This window comes from Novimethylophilus sp. (assembly GCF_036504375.1).
In the GTDB taxonomy this organism is placed as follows: Bacteria; Pseudomonadota; Gammaproteobacteria; order Burkholderiales; family Methylophilaceae; genus Novimethylophilus.
Genome location: NZ_DASXVH010000019.1, coordinates 1 through 17,512, shown reverse-complemented (window position 1 = coordinate 17,512; position 17,512 = coordinate 1). Strand labels below are relative to the sequence as shown.

Sequence of the window (17,512 nt, the reverse complement as noted above, 5' to 3'; positions counted from 1 at the left end):
AATGATCGCGCTTGACAGCGGCACCGACCTGGTCCAGGGGTTTCATTTTGCGCGGCCGGCGTTGCGCGACGGCATGCGCCACGCTGATCATGATGGACAAGGCCGACCTGTGCTATGTGATCGATGCCGACGGCAGCCAGATCGGTGCCAGCCTGAAGAAGCCGCGCGACGACAGAAGCTCGCGCTTCATGCCGCTGGAAAATACCAGCGGCACCAACTGGGCGCACAAACCCTACCACTACTGCGCCATCCTGCAACCCGACGAATTGCAGATCAGCCGCCCCTACCTTTCGATCACCAGCGCCAGCCTGTGCGCAAGCTGTCGGCTACTTTCCAGGCAGAAGGCCAGCGATGCGTGCTGTGCTGCGATATCGAATGGTGCGAGGAAAGCCGCAAGCGCTAGCACGGGCGAACAAGCGCGGCCCTTGCCGCTTTGCACCATGACTCAACGCTGACGTCTCAACCCGAGTTCCTTCACCAGCGCATACAGCGCCGGTATGACGATCAACGTCAATATCGTGGATGACACCATGCCGCCCACCATGGGCGCGGCGATACGCTTCATCACTTCCGAACCGGTGCCGCTGCCCCACATGATGGGCAGCAGACCGGCCATGATCGCGACCACGGTCATCATCTTGGGGCGCACGCGCTCCACCGCGCCTTCCATCACTGCTTGATAAAGGTCGGCAACGGCGAACGGCTTGCTTTCAGCCTCGCGTTGCGCCTTGAGCTCCCGGTAGGCGTGATCGAGATAGATCAGCATGATGACACCGGTTTCCGCCGCCACCCCGGCCAGCGCGATGAAGCCGACCGCCACCGCCACGCTCATGTTATAGCCCAGCCAGTACATCAGCCAGACGCCGCCCACCAGCGAGAACGGCACTGACAGCATGACGATCAGGGTTTCCGTCAGCCGGCGGAAGTTGAAATAGAGCAGCACGAAGATGATCAGCAGCGTCAGCGGCACCACGAGCTTGAGGCGCGCCAAGGCGCGCTCCATGTATTCGAACTGGCCGCTCCAGGTCGCGTAGTAGCCGGGCTGAAACCTGACCTGTGCGCGCACCGCCTTCTGCGCATCTGCCACGTAGCTGCCGATATCGCGCCCGCGCATGTCGACGAAGATATAGGCCGACAGCAGCGCGTTCTCGGTGCGGATGCCGGGCGGCCCCTTTTCCAGGCTGATGCGCGCCAGCTGGCCGAGCGGGATCAGCGCGCCATTCATGGTCGGCACCAGCACCTGGCGGGCGATTGCATCGGGGCTGGAGCGCAGCTCGCGTGGATAGCGCGTGATGACGCCGAAACGCTCGCGCCCTTCCACGGTGGTGGTGACGGTTTCGCCGCCGAGCGCACTGCCGATCACCTCCTGCAGGTCGCCGACCGCCAGCCCGTAGCGCGCCAAGGCTTGCCGGTCGGGCTCGATCATCAGGTAGTAGCCGCCGGTAATGCGCTCGGCATAGGCGCTGGTGGTGCCCGGCACCTGCTTCACTACGGCCTCGATGTCCTTGGCGAGCTTTTCCATTTCTTTGAGATCCTTGCCGAATACCTTGATGCCGATCGGCGTGCGGATGCCGGTGGAAAGCATGTCGATGCGCGCCTTGATCGGCATGGTCCAGGCGTTGCTCACGCCCGGCATCTGTACCGCCTGGTCCAGTTCGGCGATCAACTTGTCGGTGGTCATGCCAGAGCGCCATTCGGACTCTGGCTTGAGATTGATGACCGTCTCGAACATTTCCAGCGGCGCCGGATCGGTGGCGGTATTGGCGCGGCCCGCCTTGCCGAACACCGAGGCCACCTCGGGGAAGCTCTTGATGATCTTGTCCTGGGTCTGCATGGTTTCCGCCGCCTTGGTGACGGACATGCCCGGCAGGCTTGCCGGCATGTAAAGCAGGGTACCTTCGTTCAGGGTCGGCATGAACTCGCTTCCGAGCCGGGTCAGCGGGTAAATGGATACTCCCAGCACCAGCAGCGCGGCGAAAATGGTGAGCTTCTTCCAGCGCATCACCCAGGCGATAATCGGGCGGTAGAGCCAGATCAGCAAACGGTTCACCGGATTTCTGCGCTCCGGCATGATCTTGCCGCGCACGAACAGCAGCATCAGCACCGGCACCAAGGTCACCGACAATAGCGCCGCACCCGCCATGGAGAAGGTCTTGGTGTAGGCCAGCGGCTGAAACATGCGGCCCTCCTGCGATTCCAGCGTGAATACCGGCAGGAAGGAGACGGTGATGATCAACAGCGAGAAGAATAGCGCCGGGCCGACTTCCTTGCAGGAATCAATCATCAGCTGGATACGGGGAGTGTCTGGCGGTGCCCGCTCGATGTGCTTGTGGGCGTTTTCGATCATCACAATCGCGGCATCCACCATGGCGCCGATGGCAATGGCGATGCCGCCCAGGCTCATGATGTTGGAGTTGAGCCCCAGCCAGCGCATCAGGATAAAGGCAATCAGCACCCCGACCGGCAGCATCAGAATAGCGACCAAAGCACTACGCACATGCAGCAGGAACAGCACGCAGACCAGCGCGACAACGATGCTTTCCTCGAACAGCGTCGATTTGAGATTCTCGATGGCGCGGTGGATCAGGTCGGAACGGTCGTACACCGTCTCCACCGTGACGCCGGCAGGTAACCCAGGGGCGATCTCGGCGAGCTTGTCCTTGATGTTATGAATGACTTCGAGGGCATTCTGCCCGTAACGTGCCATGGCGATGCCGCCCACTACCTCGCCCTCGCCGTTCAGTTCGGCCAGGCCGCGCCGCTCGTCCGGCGCCAGCTCCACTCTGGCCACGTCGCGCAGCAATACCGGCGTACCCCTGTCGGCCTTGACCACCAGCGTTTCCAGGTCCTTGATGCCGCGCAGATAGCCCTTGCCGCGCACCATGTACTCGGTCTCGGTCATTTCCACCACGCGCCCGCCGACGTCGCGATTGCTGTCGCGGATCACCTGCGTGATGCGGGCCGGCGAGATACCGTAAGCCTGCAGTTTGCGCGGGTCGAGCACCACCTGATACTGCTTGACGAAGCCGCCTACGCTGGCGACTTCCGCGACGCCGTGGGCCTTGGTCACTTGATAACGCAAGTACCAGTCCTGAATCGCCCGCAACTCCTCCAGCGAACGGTTCTTGGCCAGCACCGCGTACTGGTAGACCCAGCCCACCCCGGTGGCGTCCGGCCCCAGCGTCGGCGTCACGCCGCGCGGCAGACGGCCGGTCACGGCATTGAGATATTCCAGCACGCGCGAACGTGCCCAATAGATGTCGGTTCCGTCCTCGAAGATCACGTAAACGAAGCTGGCGCCGAAGAACGAGAAGCCGCGCACCACCTTGGATTTAGGCACCGACAGCATGGCCGTGGTGAGTGGATAGGTAACCTGATCCTCCACCACCTGCGGCGCCTGCCCGGGATATTCGGTATAGACGATGACCTGCACGTCGGACAGGTCTGGAATGGCATCCAGTGGCGTTTTGAGCAAGGCATAGACGCCGGCGCCGGCCACGAACAGGGTCGCCAGCAACACCAGGAACACGTTGCGTACCGACCATTCGATTACTCGATCAAGCATATCAGTGTCCCTCGTGCCCGGTGGCCGGTGCCGGAGCGGGGCTGGCAGGCGGGGTTGCACCGTGCCCGCTGTGCCCGCCGAAGCTGCCCAGCGCCGCTTTCAGGTTGCTTTCCGCGTCGATCAGGAAATTGGCGCGCACCACCACGTTTTCGCCCTCATCCAGGCCTTGCAGCACCTCGACATAACCGTCGCTGCGCATGCCGAGCTTGACTTCGCGCGGCTCGAACAGCCCTTCGGCGCGCTGCACCAGCACCACCTGGCGCGTGCCGCTGTCGATCACGGCCGAATCCGGTACTGTCAGCGCACGGGACTTGCCGTGGCCGGAAACCAGTTGCACGCTGGCGTACATGTCGGGCCTGAGCATTCCCCCGGGATTGGCCAGCTCCACCCGTACCTTGGCGGTGCGGGTCTCGGGCGTCACGGTGGGATAGATGTAGGCGACCTTGCCTGTCAGCTCTTTTTCAGGATAAGCATCGACGCTGATCTTCACTGGCTGGCCTAGGTGCACCAATGCAAGATCCTGTTCGAACACATCGGCGAGCAGCCAGACGGCCGACAGGTCGGCAATCTTGAACAGCGGCTCGCCCGGTATGAAGCGCATGCCCTGTACGGCGGCCTTTTCCAGTACCACGCCGCCGGCCGGAGCATACAGGGTCAGCGTGCGCGTGGCCTTGCCATCCCGTTGCAGGCGTTGCAACTGGGCATCGGAAATGTCCCAGTTGCGCAGGCGCTTGAGGGCGCCCTCCGCCAGTTGGCCGACGCCGACCAGTGACTCCTCCGTGCCATTCTTCAGAGATTGACGACCGTTCCAGGCGATCAGGTATTCCTCCTGCGCAGAGACCAGCTCCGGGCTGTACACCTCCATCAGCGGCTGGCCGCGCTTCACCGGCTGGCCGGTGGCATTGACGTGGAGCTTCTCGATATAGCCCTCGAACTTGGTGGTGACGGTAGAGAGGCGGCGTTCGTCCAGCTGGAACTGGCCGACGGCACGCACCGTCCTGGCCAGCTCCCGCGATGAGACCTGCTCGGTCCTGACCCCTAGCTTCTGCACCTTGTCCGGGCTGATCTTGACCCGGCCGGCGGAAGCTTCCTCGTCGACATAGACCGGGATGTAATCCATGCCCATGGAATCCTTCTTGGGTACCGGTGAGGTGTCGGGCAAACCCATCGGGTTGCGGTAATACAGCACCTTGCGCTCCGCGCCGGCCGTACCGGGCTCGGAAGCAGCCGGTCGCTCGTCCGCGTAGACCGGGATGTAGTCCATTCCCATGCTGTCTTTTTTCGGCGCCGGCGAGGTATCCGGCAAGCCCATGGGGTTACGGTAATACAGTATTTTGCGCTCGCTTTTAACCGGCGCGGAGGCGGCCGACTCCGGTGTCGCGGCCTGCTTCATCCCCAGCCAATATCCCGTGCCACTTGCCCCGGCCAATACAAGCAATGTCAAGGCGATCCAGATGCCGGAACGCTTCATAGTTCTTCTCCCACCAATTTTTCGATTTCGGAAACGCGCAGTTCCTGCTCTACCTGGGCCTTCAGCTTGTCCTGCCGGGCACGCTTGATCGCGCGCTGGGCGTCGAGCAGCGTGGCGAAATCCACCTTGCCTGCCTCGTAGCCGGCCAGCGCGGAACGGAACGTCAGCTCTGCCTGCGGCAGCAGGGTGTCGGCAATCAGCCGCTCCTGTTTTTCTGCACCTTCGAATGCTGCCAGGTTTTCCTGCAATTCGCCCGTAACCTGGTTCGCAATCGCCTGCTGCCGTTCCCTGGTGGCAGCCAGCATGGCGCCGGCCTCGCTTTCCTGGGCGCGGCGGGTATCGAAACGGATAGGAATGTTGATCTCCACCATCGCTTCCCAGCTATCGATGCTGCCACCGCGCTGAGTCGGAGCAATCATGAGCGTGACATCGGGATAGCGGTTCTTCTCCACCAGGCGCCGGCTGGCGTCGGCCGCCGATACTTGCGCCGACTGCGTGGCAAGCAGCGGATTGGTGCGCGCCGCTTTTTCCTGCAGGGCTGCGCCATCCAGCTTATTCGACGCAATGCGGCGCAGCGATTGCGGCTCCGCGATCGGGGCGTGCTGCTGGCGCCCCAACACGGTGTTGAGCTTGGTCATGGCATGATGCTGTTCGGTTTCCAGGTTGATGATCTCGGAACGCAGCGCCGTCTTCTCGACCTGGGCCCGGATCACGTCCTGCTGCGGCACCAGGCCGCTGGCGTAGCGCACCTGCGTTACCGCCTCCAGATCGCCCAGCAGGCGCAGGATTTCCTCATTCAGTTTCTTCAGGCCGACGGTCTGGTAATACTGGGCATATGCGCTTTTGATGCGGGCATGAATCTCGGCGACGGTCACTTGCCGGCGCCCCTTGGCCTGCTCCAGCTCCGCCGTGGCAACTTCCTTGCGCAGGTCGCGCTTGCCCCACCAGGGGATGGTCTGCCCCAGCCGGTACTGGGTTCCGTTGCCCTTGCCGGGCAGCGGATTGAAACCATCCGGCGCGCCCGGCCCGGCGAAATCCTTGAGCGTTGCGCGCAAGGTGGGGTCCGGCAGCGCGCCGGCCGGCACGATACGCTCACTAGCCGCGTCGATTTCGTAGCGCATGGCAGCAAGTTCGGGATTGTGCGCGTCGGCCCATTGCAACAACTCCTGAACCGTGGCGCCCGGTACCGCTGCAGTCTCGTCCGCGGCCACAAGCCCCGACAACGCCAGCAGACAAGCCGCCAGCAATGATTTTGGTATGCTCATCGTGTCACCTTTTCCGCTTACAGCCGGCTGAAGCCCATGCCCCGGCCGGCTGCGGGCTTTATTTGACCGGAGTGATGCCGGTGATGCGCGGTGCGCCGGCTGCCATCTCGAACTGGAATTCGACGCGCTCGCCCGCTTGCAGGCCGTTCAGCATCGCTTTGTCAGCCACCGCAAAATCCATCGTCATGCCCGGCCACTTGAGTTCAGACACCGCCTCATGTTTGAGCTTGAGTTTGGCGCCGGACCGGTCGATGGAAACAACCACGCCTTTCGTGCCATAGCGCTGCTGCGCTTCGGCCTTGGTGTGGTGTGCATCGTCGGCGTAAACGGGCATGGCTGCAGCGCCGAATGCCGCAGATGCAAGAGTAATTATCAAAAATCGTTTCATTAAGTAATGTCCTTTTCTGGATTAAGATCGATCCGGGCGGAACCAAGCCCGCCCGGAATATAGATTAGTGCTTGTGCATGTCACCCATGTCCATGGGCATGTTCCCCATATCCATCATCATGCGGTGCTCTTCCATCATCTGCTCCATCATCTGGTTCATGAGCTTCTGATGTTCGCTGTACCACTCATCGCGCTCCTGCGCGGACATGCCGGCCTTCGGCTTCATCGCGGCACATTTTCCCATGGTTTCATGCAGCATCTTCATGTGCTCGTCCATCAGCTTCTGGCGTTCAGCCCCTTTGGCGGCCTCGGCCTGCTGCAATTTCTGCTTGGCCTGCATGACGCGTTGTATCATTTGTTGCTGGAAGAAATCCGGACCCGCCATGGCGGGGGCGGATATAAAGCCGACGCTGCAGACGGCGAAAGTGGCGATCATTCTGTGGATGGTTTGCTTGTTCATGATGAATACTCCTATCAAAATTAAAAAACTCCGGCAATTGGTCAGGCTTGCCAGGAGGTACTGCGCTATGCCCCCGGAATCCTGTTGCAACAGCCTTTGGGTTTGGCATGAGCCTGGGAAGCCGTGTTCCGGTCGGTGAAGCCATACCATGCCGCCTTCAGTCGAAGCCACCAGGTATCAACCGGCCCGATGCCTGCCTCTGCAAGCCGAGGCAGTATCTGGCTGAAGGCAAGTTTCGCCGCATCATAGGCAATAGTGGGGTTGCCGGTCTGCGTATCGAATGCCAGCCGCAACATGCCGGGGAATTGGCCTTCGAACTCGCGCAATGCATCTTCGGAAACCTCGGATGCTCCGATGCGCATGACGCGGCTGACGGTGTATTCCGTCGGGGTACTGCCCTGATGGGTAGTCTGAGACATCGCTCTTCCTCGCTTTGCAACATTCCGGGGGATGGTTCCGGCGGCGTCGAGGGGCAAGGCGCGAATTACCGTCGAATGCGGATACGCCAGACCTCGAACGGCGAACGAAACCACCGTTGGTCACAACGTGCTGAAGTGTCGGTAGATCGAGGCGTACCTTTTCCCGGGCAAGCGTCCGAGCACAAGGCTGTCGCGTGAAAGCTAGGCGACCTTCAGCACTAGGCTGAGATCGATCTGGGGGGATGGAATAACGATGAAGGAAGGGTTTGGTAATTGTCGTTGATCATGGGGAGGAAACTGGCAGTGGCCCCGGATGAGTCAACAGTGATGGTACTCGGAGTGAGTGCCTGCGCAACGCTCAGGTAGCAGGCATAGCATTTGTCATGCGATGTCTTGTCCATTTTGCCGTCATGCGATTGCTTGGCTGGCTCGTCCATTGCATGCATGCAATGGGGCGGCATATCGCCGGAAGCAACGAGGATTTGCGTAGCTGGATCATGCCCTTCGCAGGCAGGCATGGTCACGCCTGCAACACCTTGCAGCGGCAGGCAAAATACCAATATGACGGCAACCATGAGCTTGATAAGCTTACGCATTTTTTCAGTATGGGATAGATCGGTCTTTTTTGCAATAGACGGGCATGATGCCTCAAGTCTTTAAGCAACCCCAAGACACGGCAGAAACGGTAAAATACCGCCTCTCCGAAAGCAGCAGAGCACAAACCTTGAGTACTCTCCACGACGAAATCCAGCGGCGGCGCACTTTCGCCATCATTTCTCACCCCGACGCGGGCAAGACCACGCTGACCGAAAAACTGCTGTGGTTCGGCGGCGCGATCCAGATGGCGGGCGCGGTGCGGGCGCGCAAATCGAGCAAGCATGCGACTTCGGACTGGATGGAGCTGGAAAAGCAGCGCGGCATTTCGGTGACCTCCTCGGTGATGCAGTTTCCATACCGCGACTGCATCATCAATCTGCTCGACACCCCCGGCCACGACGACTTCTCCGAGGATACCTACCGCACGCTGACCGCAGTGGATTCGGCGGTGATGGTGATCGACTCGGTCAACGGCGTCGAGGCGCAGACCATCAAGCTGCTCAACGTGTGCCGGATGAGGGATACGCCCATCGTTACCTTCATCAACAAGCTGGACCGCGAAGGCAAGGCGCCGATCGACCTGCTGGACGAGATCGAATCGGTGCTGGGCATGCAGTGCGCGCCCGTCACCTGGCCGATCGGCATGGGCAAGACCTTCCGCGGCGTGTATCACCTCACCAACGACTCCGTCGCCTTTTTCGACCCGCATGCGGAAAAGGGCACGTCCGAACTCATCCAGGGCCTGGATAATCCGCGACTGGACGAGCTGATCGGCCATCAGGCGCAAGAACTGCGCGTGGATATCGAACTGGTGCGCGGCGCCTCGCATGCGTTCGATGCCGCAGCCTACCTTTCCGGCAAGCAGACACCGGTGTTTTTTGGCTCCGCGGTGAACAATTTCGGCGTGCAATCGCTGCTCGACGCGGTGGTGGATCTCTCGCCGACACCCTTGCCGCGCGCCACGGTCAGCCGCCAGGTACAACCCGACGAGCCCAAATTCTCCGGTTTCGTGTTCAAGATCCAGGCCAACATGGACCCCAAGCACCGCGACCGCATCGCCTTCGTGCGCGTCTGTTCCGGCAAGTTCGAGCGCGGCATGAAGGTTAAGCAGGTGTCCATCGACAAGCAGCTGGCCGTCAACAACGCCATCACCTTCATGGCGCAAGACCGCAACACCACCGACGAAGCCTACGCCGGCGACATCATCGGCATCCCCAACCACGGCACCATCAAGCTGGGCGACACCTTCACCGAAGGCGAAGACCTGAAATTCACCGGCATCCCCTCGTTCGCGCCCGAGTATTTCCGCCGCGCACGCCTGAAAAACCCGCTGAAGATGAAGCAGCTGCAAAAAGGCCTGCAGCAACTGGCCGAGGAAGGCGCCTCGCAACTGTTCCGCCCGCTGGCCTCCAACGATTTGATCCTGGGCGCGGTAGGCACGCTGCAATTCGACGTGGTGGCGCACCGGCTGGAGTTCGAATACGGCGTGGACGTCGCGTTCGAACCTTTCGATTGCTCCACCGCCCGCTGGCTGCGCGGCTCCGACGCTGACCTCAAGGCCATCGCCGACAAATACGGCTTCAACGTCGCGCGGGACGGTGCGAATGATTACGTCTACCTCGCACCCAACCGCGTCAACCTGGCGATGGCACAGGAACGCTATCCGGATATCAAGTTCCTGGAAACGCGCGAGATCGCGTAGCGGGCTGCTTCCCAACTACGTCATTCAGGGCTTGGCCCGGAATGACGTGGGCAGTGTCACGCCCGACGCAACATCGGCCTCGCTTTCAGAGCTCCACACCCCGCCGCGCCGCCATCGTATTCCCCAGCGCCTCGACCTGCACCGGTGTAAGCGTTTTCGCCGCATACGGCAGCAATAAGTTATCTTCCAGCGGAACGTGCTGGCGGTAGAGGCTGACAAAGCGCTCCACCGGCATTGTTGCGGGCTCCACATGCCCTCCTTGCGACAGCGCCAGCAGATACGGCCGCAAATCCTGCCAGGCTTGCATCATGTCCCGATGCTGGGCCAGCAGCAGGTCCAGGATTTCCAGAATCTCGTGGTTGCCTTGCTGCGTGGCGGCTTCGCGCACCATCGGGAACAGGTCCTGTTCTTCATCCTCGTGGTGATGCTGGCCGGCGGTATCAAAATATTTCAGGATGCGCTCGGCGGCTTGCATGGCTTCGGGGTCGGTGCCGTGGCTATCAAGATGCGTCGGCAGGCGCAACAGCAAATCGTTGAAGCCTTCGATGCGGCGGTGGCATGCGCCGAGCAGCCCCAGCGCATGCCGGAAGTCGGGGGCAGAGGTGAGGAGCTGGGTCATTAACATTTCCATCCGTGGCTGTTGGAGCCATTATTCCCGTGAATTGTTACGAACAAGCTTAACCGGAGACACCGACAATAGCTTTGACCTGGATCAAAGCCATGGCGTTTTCACGAAGCGGGAATCGCCTCCAGCGCCTCGTGCACGTCCAGCCAGCGCGCCTCGGCTTGTTCGATGCTTGCACTCAATTCGGCCTGGCGCTTGTACAGGGCCTGCAGTTGTGCGGAGTCCGGGTTGGAATACAGCCCCGGGTCGGCCAGCCGTTCTTCCAATGCCGTTTTTTCCTTGAGCCAGTCGGCGAGTTTCTTTTCCAGTTGCTCGGACTCCCTGGCCAGCGTCCGGCGTTGCGCCAGGCGCGTCTGGCGGTCAGCCTGGGCCCGCGCACGCTCGGCTTTCAACGCCGCCTTGTCGGCGGTTTTTTCCGGCGCCACGCCGGTGGTATCGCGCTGTTCCGCCAGCCATTGCTTGTAGTCCTCCAGATCGCCCTCGAACGCCATGGCCGCACCGTCCGCCACCAGCAGCAAACGGTCGCAGCTGGCGCGCAGCAAGGCACGGTCGTGCGATACCAGCACCACGCCGCCATCGTATTCCTGCAAGGCCAGCGTCAGCGCATGGCGCATTTCCAGGTCGAGGTGGTTGGTGGGTTCATCGAGCAGCAATAAATTCGGCCGCCGCCAGATCAGGAGCGCCAGCGCCAGCCGCGATTTCTCGCCGCCGGAGAACGGCCCGCACGGCGTGGTGGCCATGTCGCCGCGAAAATCGAAGCCGCCCAGATGATCGCGCAGTTCCTGCTCGCGAGTCTTGGGGTCGAGCCGCAGCATGTGTTGCAACGGCGACTCTTCCGGTCTTAATTGCTCCAGCTGGTGCTGGGCAAAATAGCCGATGTTGAGGTCCTTGCCTTCGATGCGCTTGCCTGACAGCAAGGATAATTCCCCGGCCAGCAGCTTGATCAGCGTCGATTTGCCCGCGCCGTTGCGGCCCAGCAGGCCGAGCCGCTCGCCGGGGCGCAAGGTGAGCGCCAACTTGCCGAGGATGGCTTGCCCGTTGTAGCCCACCGCGCCTTCGTCCAGCACCAGCAGCGGATCGGGCGCGGCGGCCATGTCGCGGAAATGAAAGTTGAACGGGCTGTCGACATGCGCGGCGGAAATCAGCTCCATGCGCTCCAGCGCCTTGATGCGGCTCTGCGCCTGGCGCGCCTTGGTGGCCTTGGCGCGGAAACGGTCGATATAGCTGTGCAAATGCGCCATTTCGCGCTGCTGGCGTTCAAACAGCGATTGCTGCTGCGCAAGGCGCTCGCCGCGCTGGCGCTCGAAATCGGAATAGCCGCCCCGGTATAAGGTCAGGCGCTGGTTTTCGATATGCGCAACATGGTCGACCACCGCATCGATGAAATCGCGGTCGTGCGAAATCAGCACCAGCGTGCCGCGATAATCCTTGAGCCAGCCTTCCAGCCAGATCACCGCATCGAGGTCGAGGTGGTTGGTGGGCTCGTCCAGCAGCAACAGATCAGAGCGGCACATCAGCGCGCGGGCAAGGTTGAGGCGCACGCGCCAGCCGCCGGAGAAATCGGCGACCGGCCGCGCGAAATCGGCATCGCCGAAGCCCAGGCCGTGCAGCAGTTCCGCCGCCCGCGCACGCGCCGCATAGCCGCCGATATCGCCCAGCCTGGCGTGCAATTCGCCCAGATGCGCGTCGTGGCTGGCTTCCGCCGCGACAATGGCCCGCTCTATCGTGCGCAGTTCGGCATCGCCGTCGAGCACGAATTCCAGCGCGGCATCGGGCAGCGCCGGCGTATCCTGCGCCACATGGGCGACGACCCATGCCGGCGGAATGTCCAGATCGCCGGCTTCCTGGTGCAGCTCACCGCGCAGCAGCGCGAACAGGCTGGATTTGCCGGTGCCGTTGGCGCCGGTGAGGCCGACTTTGTGACCGGGATGGATTTGCAGTGTAGCCCCCTCGATCAAGGGCTTGGCCCCGCGGGCAAGGGTAAGATTGCGAAACTGGATCACGGTGAAGAGGCCGGGTAAAAGGACGCTATTGTAGCGCCTGCCGCCACCTCACCACAGATAAAACAGGAACACCCAGGGCACGACCGCTCCGCTGACTGCCAGGCCCACCGAGAGTGCCGACAAGATGCGCCGGGCCGGGGCAGCATTGATTCTGCCGATCACCTTCCACGCCAGCACCAGGCTCCACAGCGCCGCCAGCGCCAGCACCAGCCCCCTGGCCCAGCCCAGCCATGGAAAGATGAAGCCTTCCGCCTTCAACATGTTCACCGTCAGCGCGGATAGCCCCAGAAACACGCCGAAGCCGCCCATGGGGACCAGGCAATACGCAAGCCGCAGCGTGTGGTTGCGTGCATCCCCGCCCAGCCATGCCGCGGCCACCCGCAGCCAGCCCCATACCCAACCGCCCACCGATAATGCCGTTACCCCGATGTAAGCGACAATCATCGCGCCATCCAGCCAGGTGAATATATCGGACGCTTGCGGATAATGCGTCAGCAGCCACCACGGAGCGTTGGTATCCAGCGCCCACCACCACTCTCGGGCCACCAGCCATTCCGCTGCGGCCTGCTTGACGGCAACGAACCAGGGCGAGCCGGACCATTGAAAAGCGCCGATCGCCGTGCCTATCATGCCGAACACCAGCAGGGCGGCTTCCCAGGTTTTTACTTCGTGGGGCCCGAGCCGGACGATTTCGGACCCCGGCATGCGGCCGGACAGCCGGATTGCGCCCTTGTGGCCGGAGCACTGGCCGCACATATGGCAATCGGAGCCGCCCTTCATTGACTTGATATGCACCATGGGCGCGCAATGGATGACCTGGGGTGCCGCGCTCGATGCTTTCCATGCATCGCGATCGACGCTGAAATGCACCGGGGCGACCCGGGCCAGCAGGCCGAACACGCCATTGACCGGGCACAAATGACGGCACCACACGCGCTTGTTGCGGCCATACACCAGGCCGATCCCGATGGCTGCGGCCGTCGACCCGCCCAGCACCAGCAATGCGGCAGTGGCGTATTCGTAGACGCTTACCAGTTGTCCGTATACCGTCGTCATGACGAAGGCGACGAACGGCCAGCCGCCCCATTTCATCCAGCGCGGCACCGGCCGGCCCCAGCCGAAACGGGAGGCGAGTTCGCTCAGGGCGCCTTCCGGGCACAGCACGCCGCACCACACGCGCCCCATCAACATCATCGACAGGATCACGAACGGCCACCAGATGCCCCAGAAAACGAACTGCGCGAACAACGTCAGGTTATGCAGGATACGCCCGTCGGCCGGCGGCAGCGGCATCAATGCCGGCACCGTGACCATGCCCAGGTAGGCGACCACGACGGCCCACTGCATGGCGACGATGGCAACGCGGCGGCGACGCAGCAGATCGCCCAGCCTGGATAACCAGGTCGGCTCATGCGCGGCAGCGAACATTAACGGCTGTATCAGGTGCTGATTCATGAACTACTTTGCGATGAGCCTGCCTTTGGCGGTTTCGGGGTGAAATTCCCCGAAGAACGAATAACTGCCCGGTTTCAGCGGAGCGAATACCAGCGGCCTGGTCACGCCCTCGCCCAGCACCGACTCCTTCTTCAGTTCATAACTCTCGAACTCCTCCGGCCCCGGCCCCAGGTTGGTGATCAGCAGTTTGAAGCGCATCCCCGCCGGTACTTCCAATGTTTCCGGAATGAAGCGGCCATTCTTGATGCTGAGCTTGAATTCGCGCGGCTCTTCGGCCTGTGCGCCGCTGCCGGGCGTCAGCCAGACCAAAGCCAATAGCAGCGCTCCCACAAACGCCTTGCGACGCATCTTAGTAGCCTCCCTTCTTGCCGATGCCGACGTAGGTGAATTCGTATTCCACATCGAACGGCTTGAACCACGGACGCACGCCGGTCAGGCGATCGGCATGCCGGCCGAAATGGGCGTGCTGATTCGCGCCGGGCGGAGAAATCGTGTACTTGACCTTGTACTTGCCCGGCCCCATCAATTTAATATTGTCGCCATAATGCGGGCCGTCATTGGCGACCATGGGCATGAATTCTCCGCGAACGACCCTGCCTTCCGGCAGCTTGGTAATTTCATACTTGATTACCAGATAGGGAACCCAGGCGCCGTCTTCAAAGCCGTTGGGATTATTGGCCAGCGCATGGACGTCGGCTTCCATGTGCACATCGGACTCTTCCGGCTTCGCCATCATGCCGTCCGGCTCCATCAGCACCGGCTGCAGATAGATGGCAGCAATTTCCATGCCGTTGCGCTGTTGCGGCGAACCGATCGGATATTCCACGGCCTCGGCCGTCAGCGTGGCAATAGCCAAAGCCACGCCCGACATATAGATAGCGAAATTACGTTTCATCACAGACTCCGGAGATTGGGGATTAGACAGTTATCACTTCAAAAATGATAACTATTCTCATTTGTAGAGTCAACATGGATATGGCAGCGAACGAGTTCCGAAAAGTTAAAAAAATGTAAGGAAAATGGCCGCTGACGCGGCCATTCGACGATACGAAACACGGGCCCGCTAACGGGTGTGCCCAAGCCTAGCCCCGACGCATCGCGTCGAAGAATTCGCCGTTATTCTTGGTGGATTTGATCTTGTCGAGCAGAAATTCCATCGCCTCCAGGTCGTCCATCGGGTAGAGCAGCTTGCGTAGCACCCAGATTTTTTGCAGCACGTCTTTTTCGATCAGCATTTCTTCGCGGCGCGTGCCGGAGCGGTTGACGTTGATCGCGGGATACAGACGCTTCTCGGCCATACGGCGGTCGAGGTGGATTTCCATGTTGCCGGTGCCCTTGAACTCTTCGTAGATCACATCGTCCATGCGGCTGCCGGTATCGACCAGCGCAGTGGCGATGATGGTCAGCGAGCCGCCCTCTTCGATATTGCGGGCAGCACCGAAGAAACGCTTGGGACGCTGCAGCGCGTTGGCGTCGACGCCGCCCGTCAGCACCTTGCCGGAAGCCGGAACCACCGTGTTGTATGCGCGCGCCAGACGTGTGATGGAGTCGAGCAGGATCACCACGTCTTTCTTGTGCTCGACCAGTCGCTTGGCTTTTTCCAGCACCATCTCGGCGACCTGCACATGGCGCGTGGCGGGTTCGTCGAAGGTGGAAGCCACCACTTCGCCGCGCACCGTGCGCGTCATTTCCGTCACTTCTTCCGGGCGCTCGTCGATCAGCAGCACGATCAGCAGCACGTCGGGATGGTTGGAGGTGATGGCATGGGCGATGTGCTGCAGCATCACCGTCTTGCCCGATTTCGGGCTGGCGACCAGCAAACCGCGCTGACCCTTGCCAATGGGGGCGATCATGTCGATCACGCGGCCGGTAATGTTCTCGTCGCTCTTGATGTCGCGTTCCAGCTTGAGCGCCTCGGTCGGAAACAGCGGCGTCAGGTTTTCGAACAGGATCTTGTGCTTGGTACTGTCCGGCGATTCGCCGTTGACGGTATCGACCTTCACCAGCGCGAAATAGCGCTCGCCCTCCTTCGGCGTGCGTATTTCACCCGTAATCGTATCGCCGGTATGCAGATTGAAGCGGCGGATCTGCGAAGGCGAAACATAGATGTCATCCGGCCCAGCCAGATAGGAGCTGTCCGGCGATCGCAAGAACCCGAAGCCGTCCGGCAGCACTTCCAGCGTGCCGTCCCCGGAAATACTTTCGCCTTTGCGTCCTTTGTTCTTGAGCAGCGCAAAGATGAGATCCTGCTTGCGCATGCGGTTGGCGCCTTCGATCTCGTTGGCGATCGCCATCTCGACGAGTTCTGTGACCGGGGTTTGCTTGAGTTCAGATAAATGCATACGGAATACGACCTGTTAAAGGTAAGTAGTAGAGCGGGGGAAAGAAGAAGAGATGCGGGCCTGCGCCCGATTCCCGAATGTTATTTCAAATAACGCTGCTTAAAATGCCGGGAACCAGGAGCAAGAGTACGTGTTTCAGATGTTGCTGTCAATGAATGCCGTTAATTGCGATTTTGACAACGCACCGACTTTGGTCGCTTCCACGTTGCCGTTCTTGAACAGCATCAGCGTGGGAATGCCGCGGATGCCGTATTTGGGCGGAGTACCCTGATTTTCGTCGATGTTGAGCTTGGCAACCTTGAGACGGCCGGCATATTCCTTGGCGATTTCATCCAGGATAGGTGCAATCATTTTGCATGGGCCGCACCATTCCGCCCAGTAGTCGACGAGCACCGGAGTGGCGGACTCCAGGACATCCTGCTGGAAAGAAGCATCATTCAAATGGGTAATATGTTCGCTCATGGGGAACCTCGTGTGTAAGTATTCGGAAAAGAGGGTATTCAGACCGTGTTGACGCTATCGTATCGAAAAAAAAGGTGTTCGTGAAGGTTTAAAGTAGGCTGAATTGAAAACACTCGAAGCTATTGGTGCGTTCAATCAGGCGTGTCGCCAGTATGCGAACCGGCTTGCCATTGGCCTCCAGCGCCACTTCCAGCATACGTGCGGGCTGATAAATCCCGCAGGCCGTAATCAAGGTAGCAGGCTGCTTCAACGGTTTCAGTTCGGGCAATAGCAACGCCTGCTGAAATGACCGTTGCTTATCGAGCCGCACGGCGACAGCCTTGGCTTCAGGCGCCAGCATCTGCACTCCTATTTCCAGCTCGTCGATCTCATTGCTGTTGGCCCGGCGCACAATGCCAAGACCCCACTGCCGGCTTCTATCGCTACGCAGCCCCAGCAACTCCCCCACGCACAAGGCGGAAGTCACCCCAGGAAATTTGGCAAGCGCCATGCCGCCGGCGCTTTCGTTCAAGATCAGCCAACGCTCGACGAGATTACGGGGATTACCGGCACCCTCGGCAGGAATACCGGTAAAGTTGAGGCTGGCTTCCATCTCGTCGTGCTCGCGACGGTCCGGCGGAGCAATGGCCTCTCCACCCAGCAGCGCATATATGGAAGCAAGCCCTGCACACAGATTGATGCTCTCGTTTTTCGGCTGGCGCGTAAAGGTGCGTTTGGGCGCCAATGCCCATTGCTTGATCAGGAATTTGAGCAAATCC

Annotated in this window: 16 protein-coding genes and 1 pseudogene; 2 read left to right on the top strand and 15 right to left on the bottom strand. The window is 61.0% G+C overall.

Annotated elements, in window-relative coordinates:
- Positions 1–11: 11 nt before the first annotated feature.
- Entirely contained in the window at positions 12–455 is a 444-nt protein-coding gene (locus VGK14_RS01785) for a hypothetical protein (protein ID WP_331507212.1), read from the top strand.
- Here VGK14_RS01785 and VGK14_RS01780 read toward each other — a convergent pair.
- The 7 genes from VGK14_RS01780 to VGK14_RS01750 all read right to left on the bottom strand — a co-directional run bounded on the left by VGK14_RS01780 (position 446) and on the right by VGK14_RS01750 (position 8,164).
- Positions 446–3,565 carry an efflux RND transporter permease subunit gene (locus tag VGK14_RS01780; RefSeq protein WP_331507211.1) on the bottom strand — a complete coding sequence of 1,040 codons (3,120 nt, stop codon included), beginning with the start codon at positions 3,563–3,565 and terminating at the stop codon, positions 446–448. The genes VGK14_RS01785 and VGK14_RS01780 overlap by 10 nt on opposite strands.
- A 1-nt stretch (position 3,566) precedes the next feature.
- Positions 3,567–5,036, bottom strand: coding sequence for an efflux RND transporter periplasmic adaptor subunit (locus tag VGK14_RS01775; RefSeq protein ID WP_331507210.1), 1,470 nt, complete (start codon positions 5,034–5,036; stop codon positions 3,567–3,569).
- Positions 5,033–6,301 carry a TolC family protein gene (locus tag VGK14_RS01770; protein ID WP_331507209.1) on the bottom strand — a complete coding sequence of 423 codons (1,269 nt, stop codon included), beginning with the start codon at positions 6,299–6,301 and terminating at the stop codon, positions 5,033–5,035. Before VGK14_RS01770 ends, VGK14_RS01775 begins: the two co-directional genes overlap by 4 nt.
- Positions 6,302–6,359: 58 nt before the next feature.
- Complete coding sequence (locus VGK14_RS01765) at positions 6,360–6,635, bottom strand: copper-binding protein (RefSeq protein WP_331507208.1); 276 nt, start codon at positions 6,633–6,635, stop codon at positions 6,360–6,362.
- Between the two features lie 118 nt (positions 6,636–6,753).
- Positions 6,754–7,149, bottom strand: a complete 396-nt coding sequence (locus VGK14_RS01760; RefSeq protein WP_331507207.1) for a hypothetical protein — start codon at positions 7,147–7,149, stop codon at positions 6,754–6,756.
- A gap of 65 nt (positions 7,150–7,214) precedes the next feature.
- On the bottom strand, positions 7,215–7,568 hold the full coding sequence (locus VGK14_RS01755; protein WP_331507206.1) for a hypothetical protein: 354 nt from the start codon (positions 7,566–7,568) through the stop codon (positions 7,215–7,217).
- 218 nt (positions 7,569–7,786) lie between these two features.
- A complete protein-coding gene (locus VGK14_RS01750) occupies positions 7,787–8,164 on the bottom strand; it encodes a hypothetical protein (protein WP_331507205.1) in 378 nt (125 codons plus the stop codon).
- Between the two features lie 128 nt (positions 8,165–8,292).
- On the opposite strand from VGK14_RS01750, the gene VGK14_RS01745 reads away from it, so the two are divergent.
- Positions 8,293–9,867 (top strand): peptide chain release factor 3, encoded by a 1,575-nt coding sequence (locus tag VGK14_RS01745; protein WP_331507204.1) that lies wholly within the window; start codon positions 8,293–8,295, stop codon positions 9,865–9,867.
- 85 nt (positions 9,868–9,952) lie between these two features.
- Here VGK14_RS01745 and VGK14_RS01740 read toward each other — a convergent pair whose 3' ends face one another.
- The 8 genes and pseudogenes from VGK14_RS01740 to VGK14_RS01705 form a co-directional block, all read right to left on the bottom strand.
- Positions 9,953–10,486 (bottom strand): hemerythrin domain-containing protein, encoded by a 534-nt coding sequence (locus VGK14_RS01740; protein ID WP_331507203.1) that lies wholly within the window; start codon positions 10,484–10,486, stop codon positions 9,953–9,955.
- Positions 10,487–10,596: 110 nt separating this feature from the next.
- A complete protein-coding gene (locus tag VGK14_RS01735) occupies positions 10,597–12,495 on the bottom strand; it encodes an ATP-binding cassette domain-containing protein (protein WP_331507202.1) in 1,899 nt (632 codons plus the stop codon).
- Positions 12,496–12,543: 48 nt separating this feature from the next.
- Positions 12,544–13,950: a 4Fe-4S binding protein gene (locus tag VGK14_RS01730; protein ID WP_331507201.1), complete on the bottom strand. Its 1,407-nt coding sequence runs from the start codon at positions 13,948–13,950 to the stop codon at positions 12,544–12,546.
- 3 nt (positions 13,951–13,953) lie between these two features.
- Positions 13,954–14,298 (bottom strand): cupredoxin domain-containing protein, encoded by a 345-nt coding sequence (locus tag VGK14_RS01725; protein WP_331507200.1) that lies wholly within the window; start codon positions 14,296–14,298, stop codon positions 13,954–13,956.
- 1 nt (position 14,299) lies between these two features.
- Entirely contained in the window at positions 14,300–14,845 is a 546-nt protein-coding gene (locus tag VGK14_RS01720; RefSeq protein ID WP_331507199.1) for an iron transporter, read from the bottom strand.
- Between the two features lie 187 nt (positions 14,846–15,032).
- Positions 15,033–16,292: a transcription termination factor Rho gene (gene rho, locus VGK14_RS01715; protein WP_331507198.1), complete on the bottom strand. Its 1,260-nt coding sequence runs from the start codon at positions 16,290–16,292 to the stop codon at positions 15,033–15,035.
- Positions 16,293–16,427: 135 nt separating this feature from the next.
- Positions 16,428–16,754, bottom strand: coding sequence for a thioredoxin TrxA (trxA, locus tag VGK14_RS01710; RefSeq protein ID WP_331507197.1), 327 nt, complete (start codon positions 16,752–16,754; stop codon positions 16,428–16,430).
- Between the two features lie 88 nt (positions 16,755–16,842).
- A pseudogene (locus VGK14_RS01705) lies at positions 16,843–17,512 on the bottom strand (hypothetical protein); the annotation flags it as partial.

Excerpts from the sequence above, each read along its gene's own strand:
- rho (WP_331507198.1), bottom strand. The coding sequence starts at position 16,292 with ATGCATTTATCTGAACTCAAGCAAACCCCGGTCACAGAACTCGTCGAG.
- VGK14_RS01760 (WP_331507207.1), bottom strand. The coding sequence starts at position 7,149 with ATGAACAAGCAAACCATCCACAGAATGATCGCCACTTTCGCCGTCTGC.
- VGK14_RS01740 (WP_331507203.1), bottom strand. The coding sequence starts at position 10,486 with ATGACCCAGCTCCTCACCTCTGCCCCCGACTTCCGGCATGCGCTGGGG.
- VGK14_RS01775 (WP_331507210.1), bottom strand. The coding sequence starts at position 5,036 with ATGAAGCGTTCCGGCATCTGGATCGCCTTGACATTGCTTGTATTGGCC.
- VGK14_RS01720 (WP_331507199.1), bottom strand. The coding sequence starts at position 14,845 with ATGAAACGTAATTTCGCTATCTATATGTCGGGCGTGGCTTTGGCTATT.
- VGK14_RS01780 (WP_331507211.1), bottom strand. The coding sequence starts at position 3,565 with ATGCTTGATCGAGTAATCGAATGGTCGGTACGCAACGTGTTCCTGGTG.
- trxA (WP_331507197.1), bottom strand. The coding sequence starts at position 16,754 with ATGAGCGAACATATTACCCATTTGAATGATGCTTCTTTCCAGCAGGAT.
- VGK14_RS01765 (WP_331507208.1), bottom strand. The coding sequence starts at position 6,635 with ATGCCCGTTTACGCCGACGATGCACACCACACCAAGGCCGAAGCGCAG.
- VGK14_RS01755 (WP_331507206.1), bottom strand. The coding sequence starts at position 7,568 with ATGTCTCAGACTACCCATCAGGGCAGTACCCCGACGGAATACACCGTC.
- VGK14_RS01730 (WP_331507201.1), bottom strand. The coding sequence starts at position 13,950 with ATGAATCAGCACCTGATACAGCCGTTAATGTTCGCTGCCGCGCATGAG.
- VGK14_RS01725 (WP_331507200.1), bottom strand. The coding sequence starts at position 14,298 with ATGCGTCGCAAGGCGTTTGTGGGAGCGCTGCTATTGGCTTTGGTCTGG.
- VGK14_RS01750 (WP_331507205.1), bottom strand. The coding sequence starts at position 8,164 with ATGCGTAAGCTTATCAAGCTCATGGTTGCCGTCATATTGGTATTTTGC.
- VGK14_RS01770 (WP_331507209.1), bottom strand. The coding sequence starts at position 6,301 with ATGAGCATACCAAAATCATTGCTGGCGGCTTGTCTGCTGGCGTTGTCG.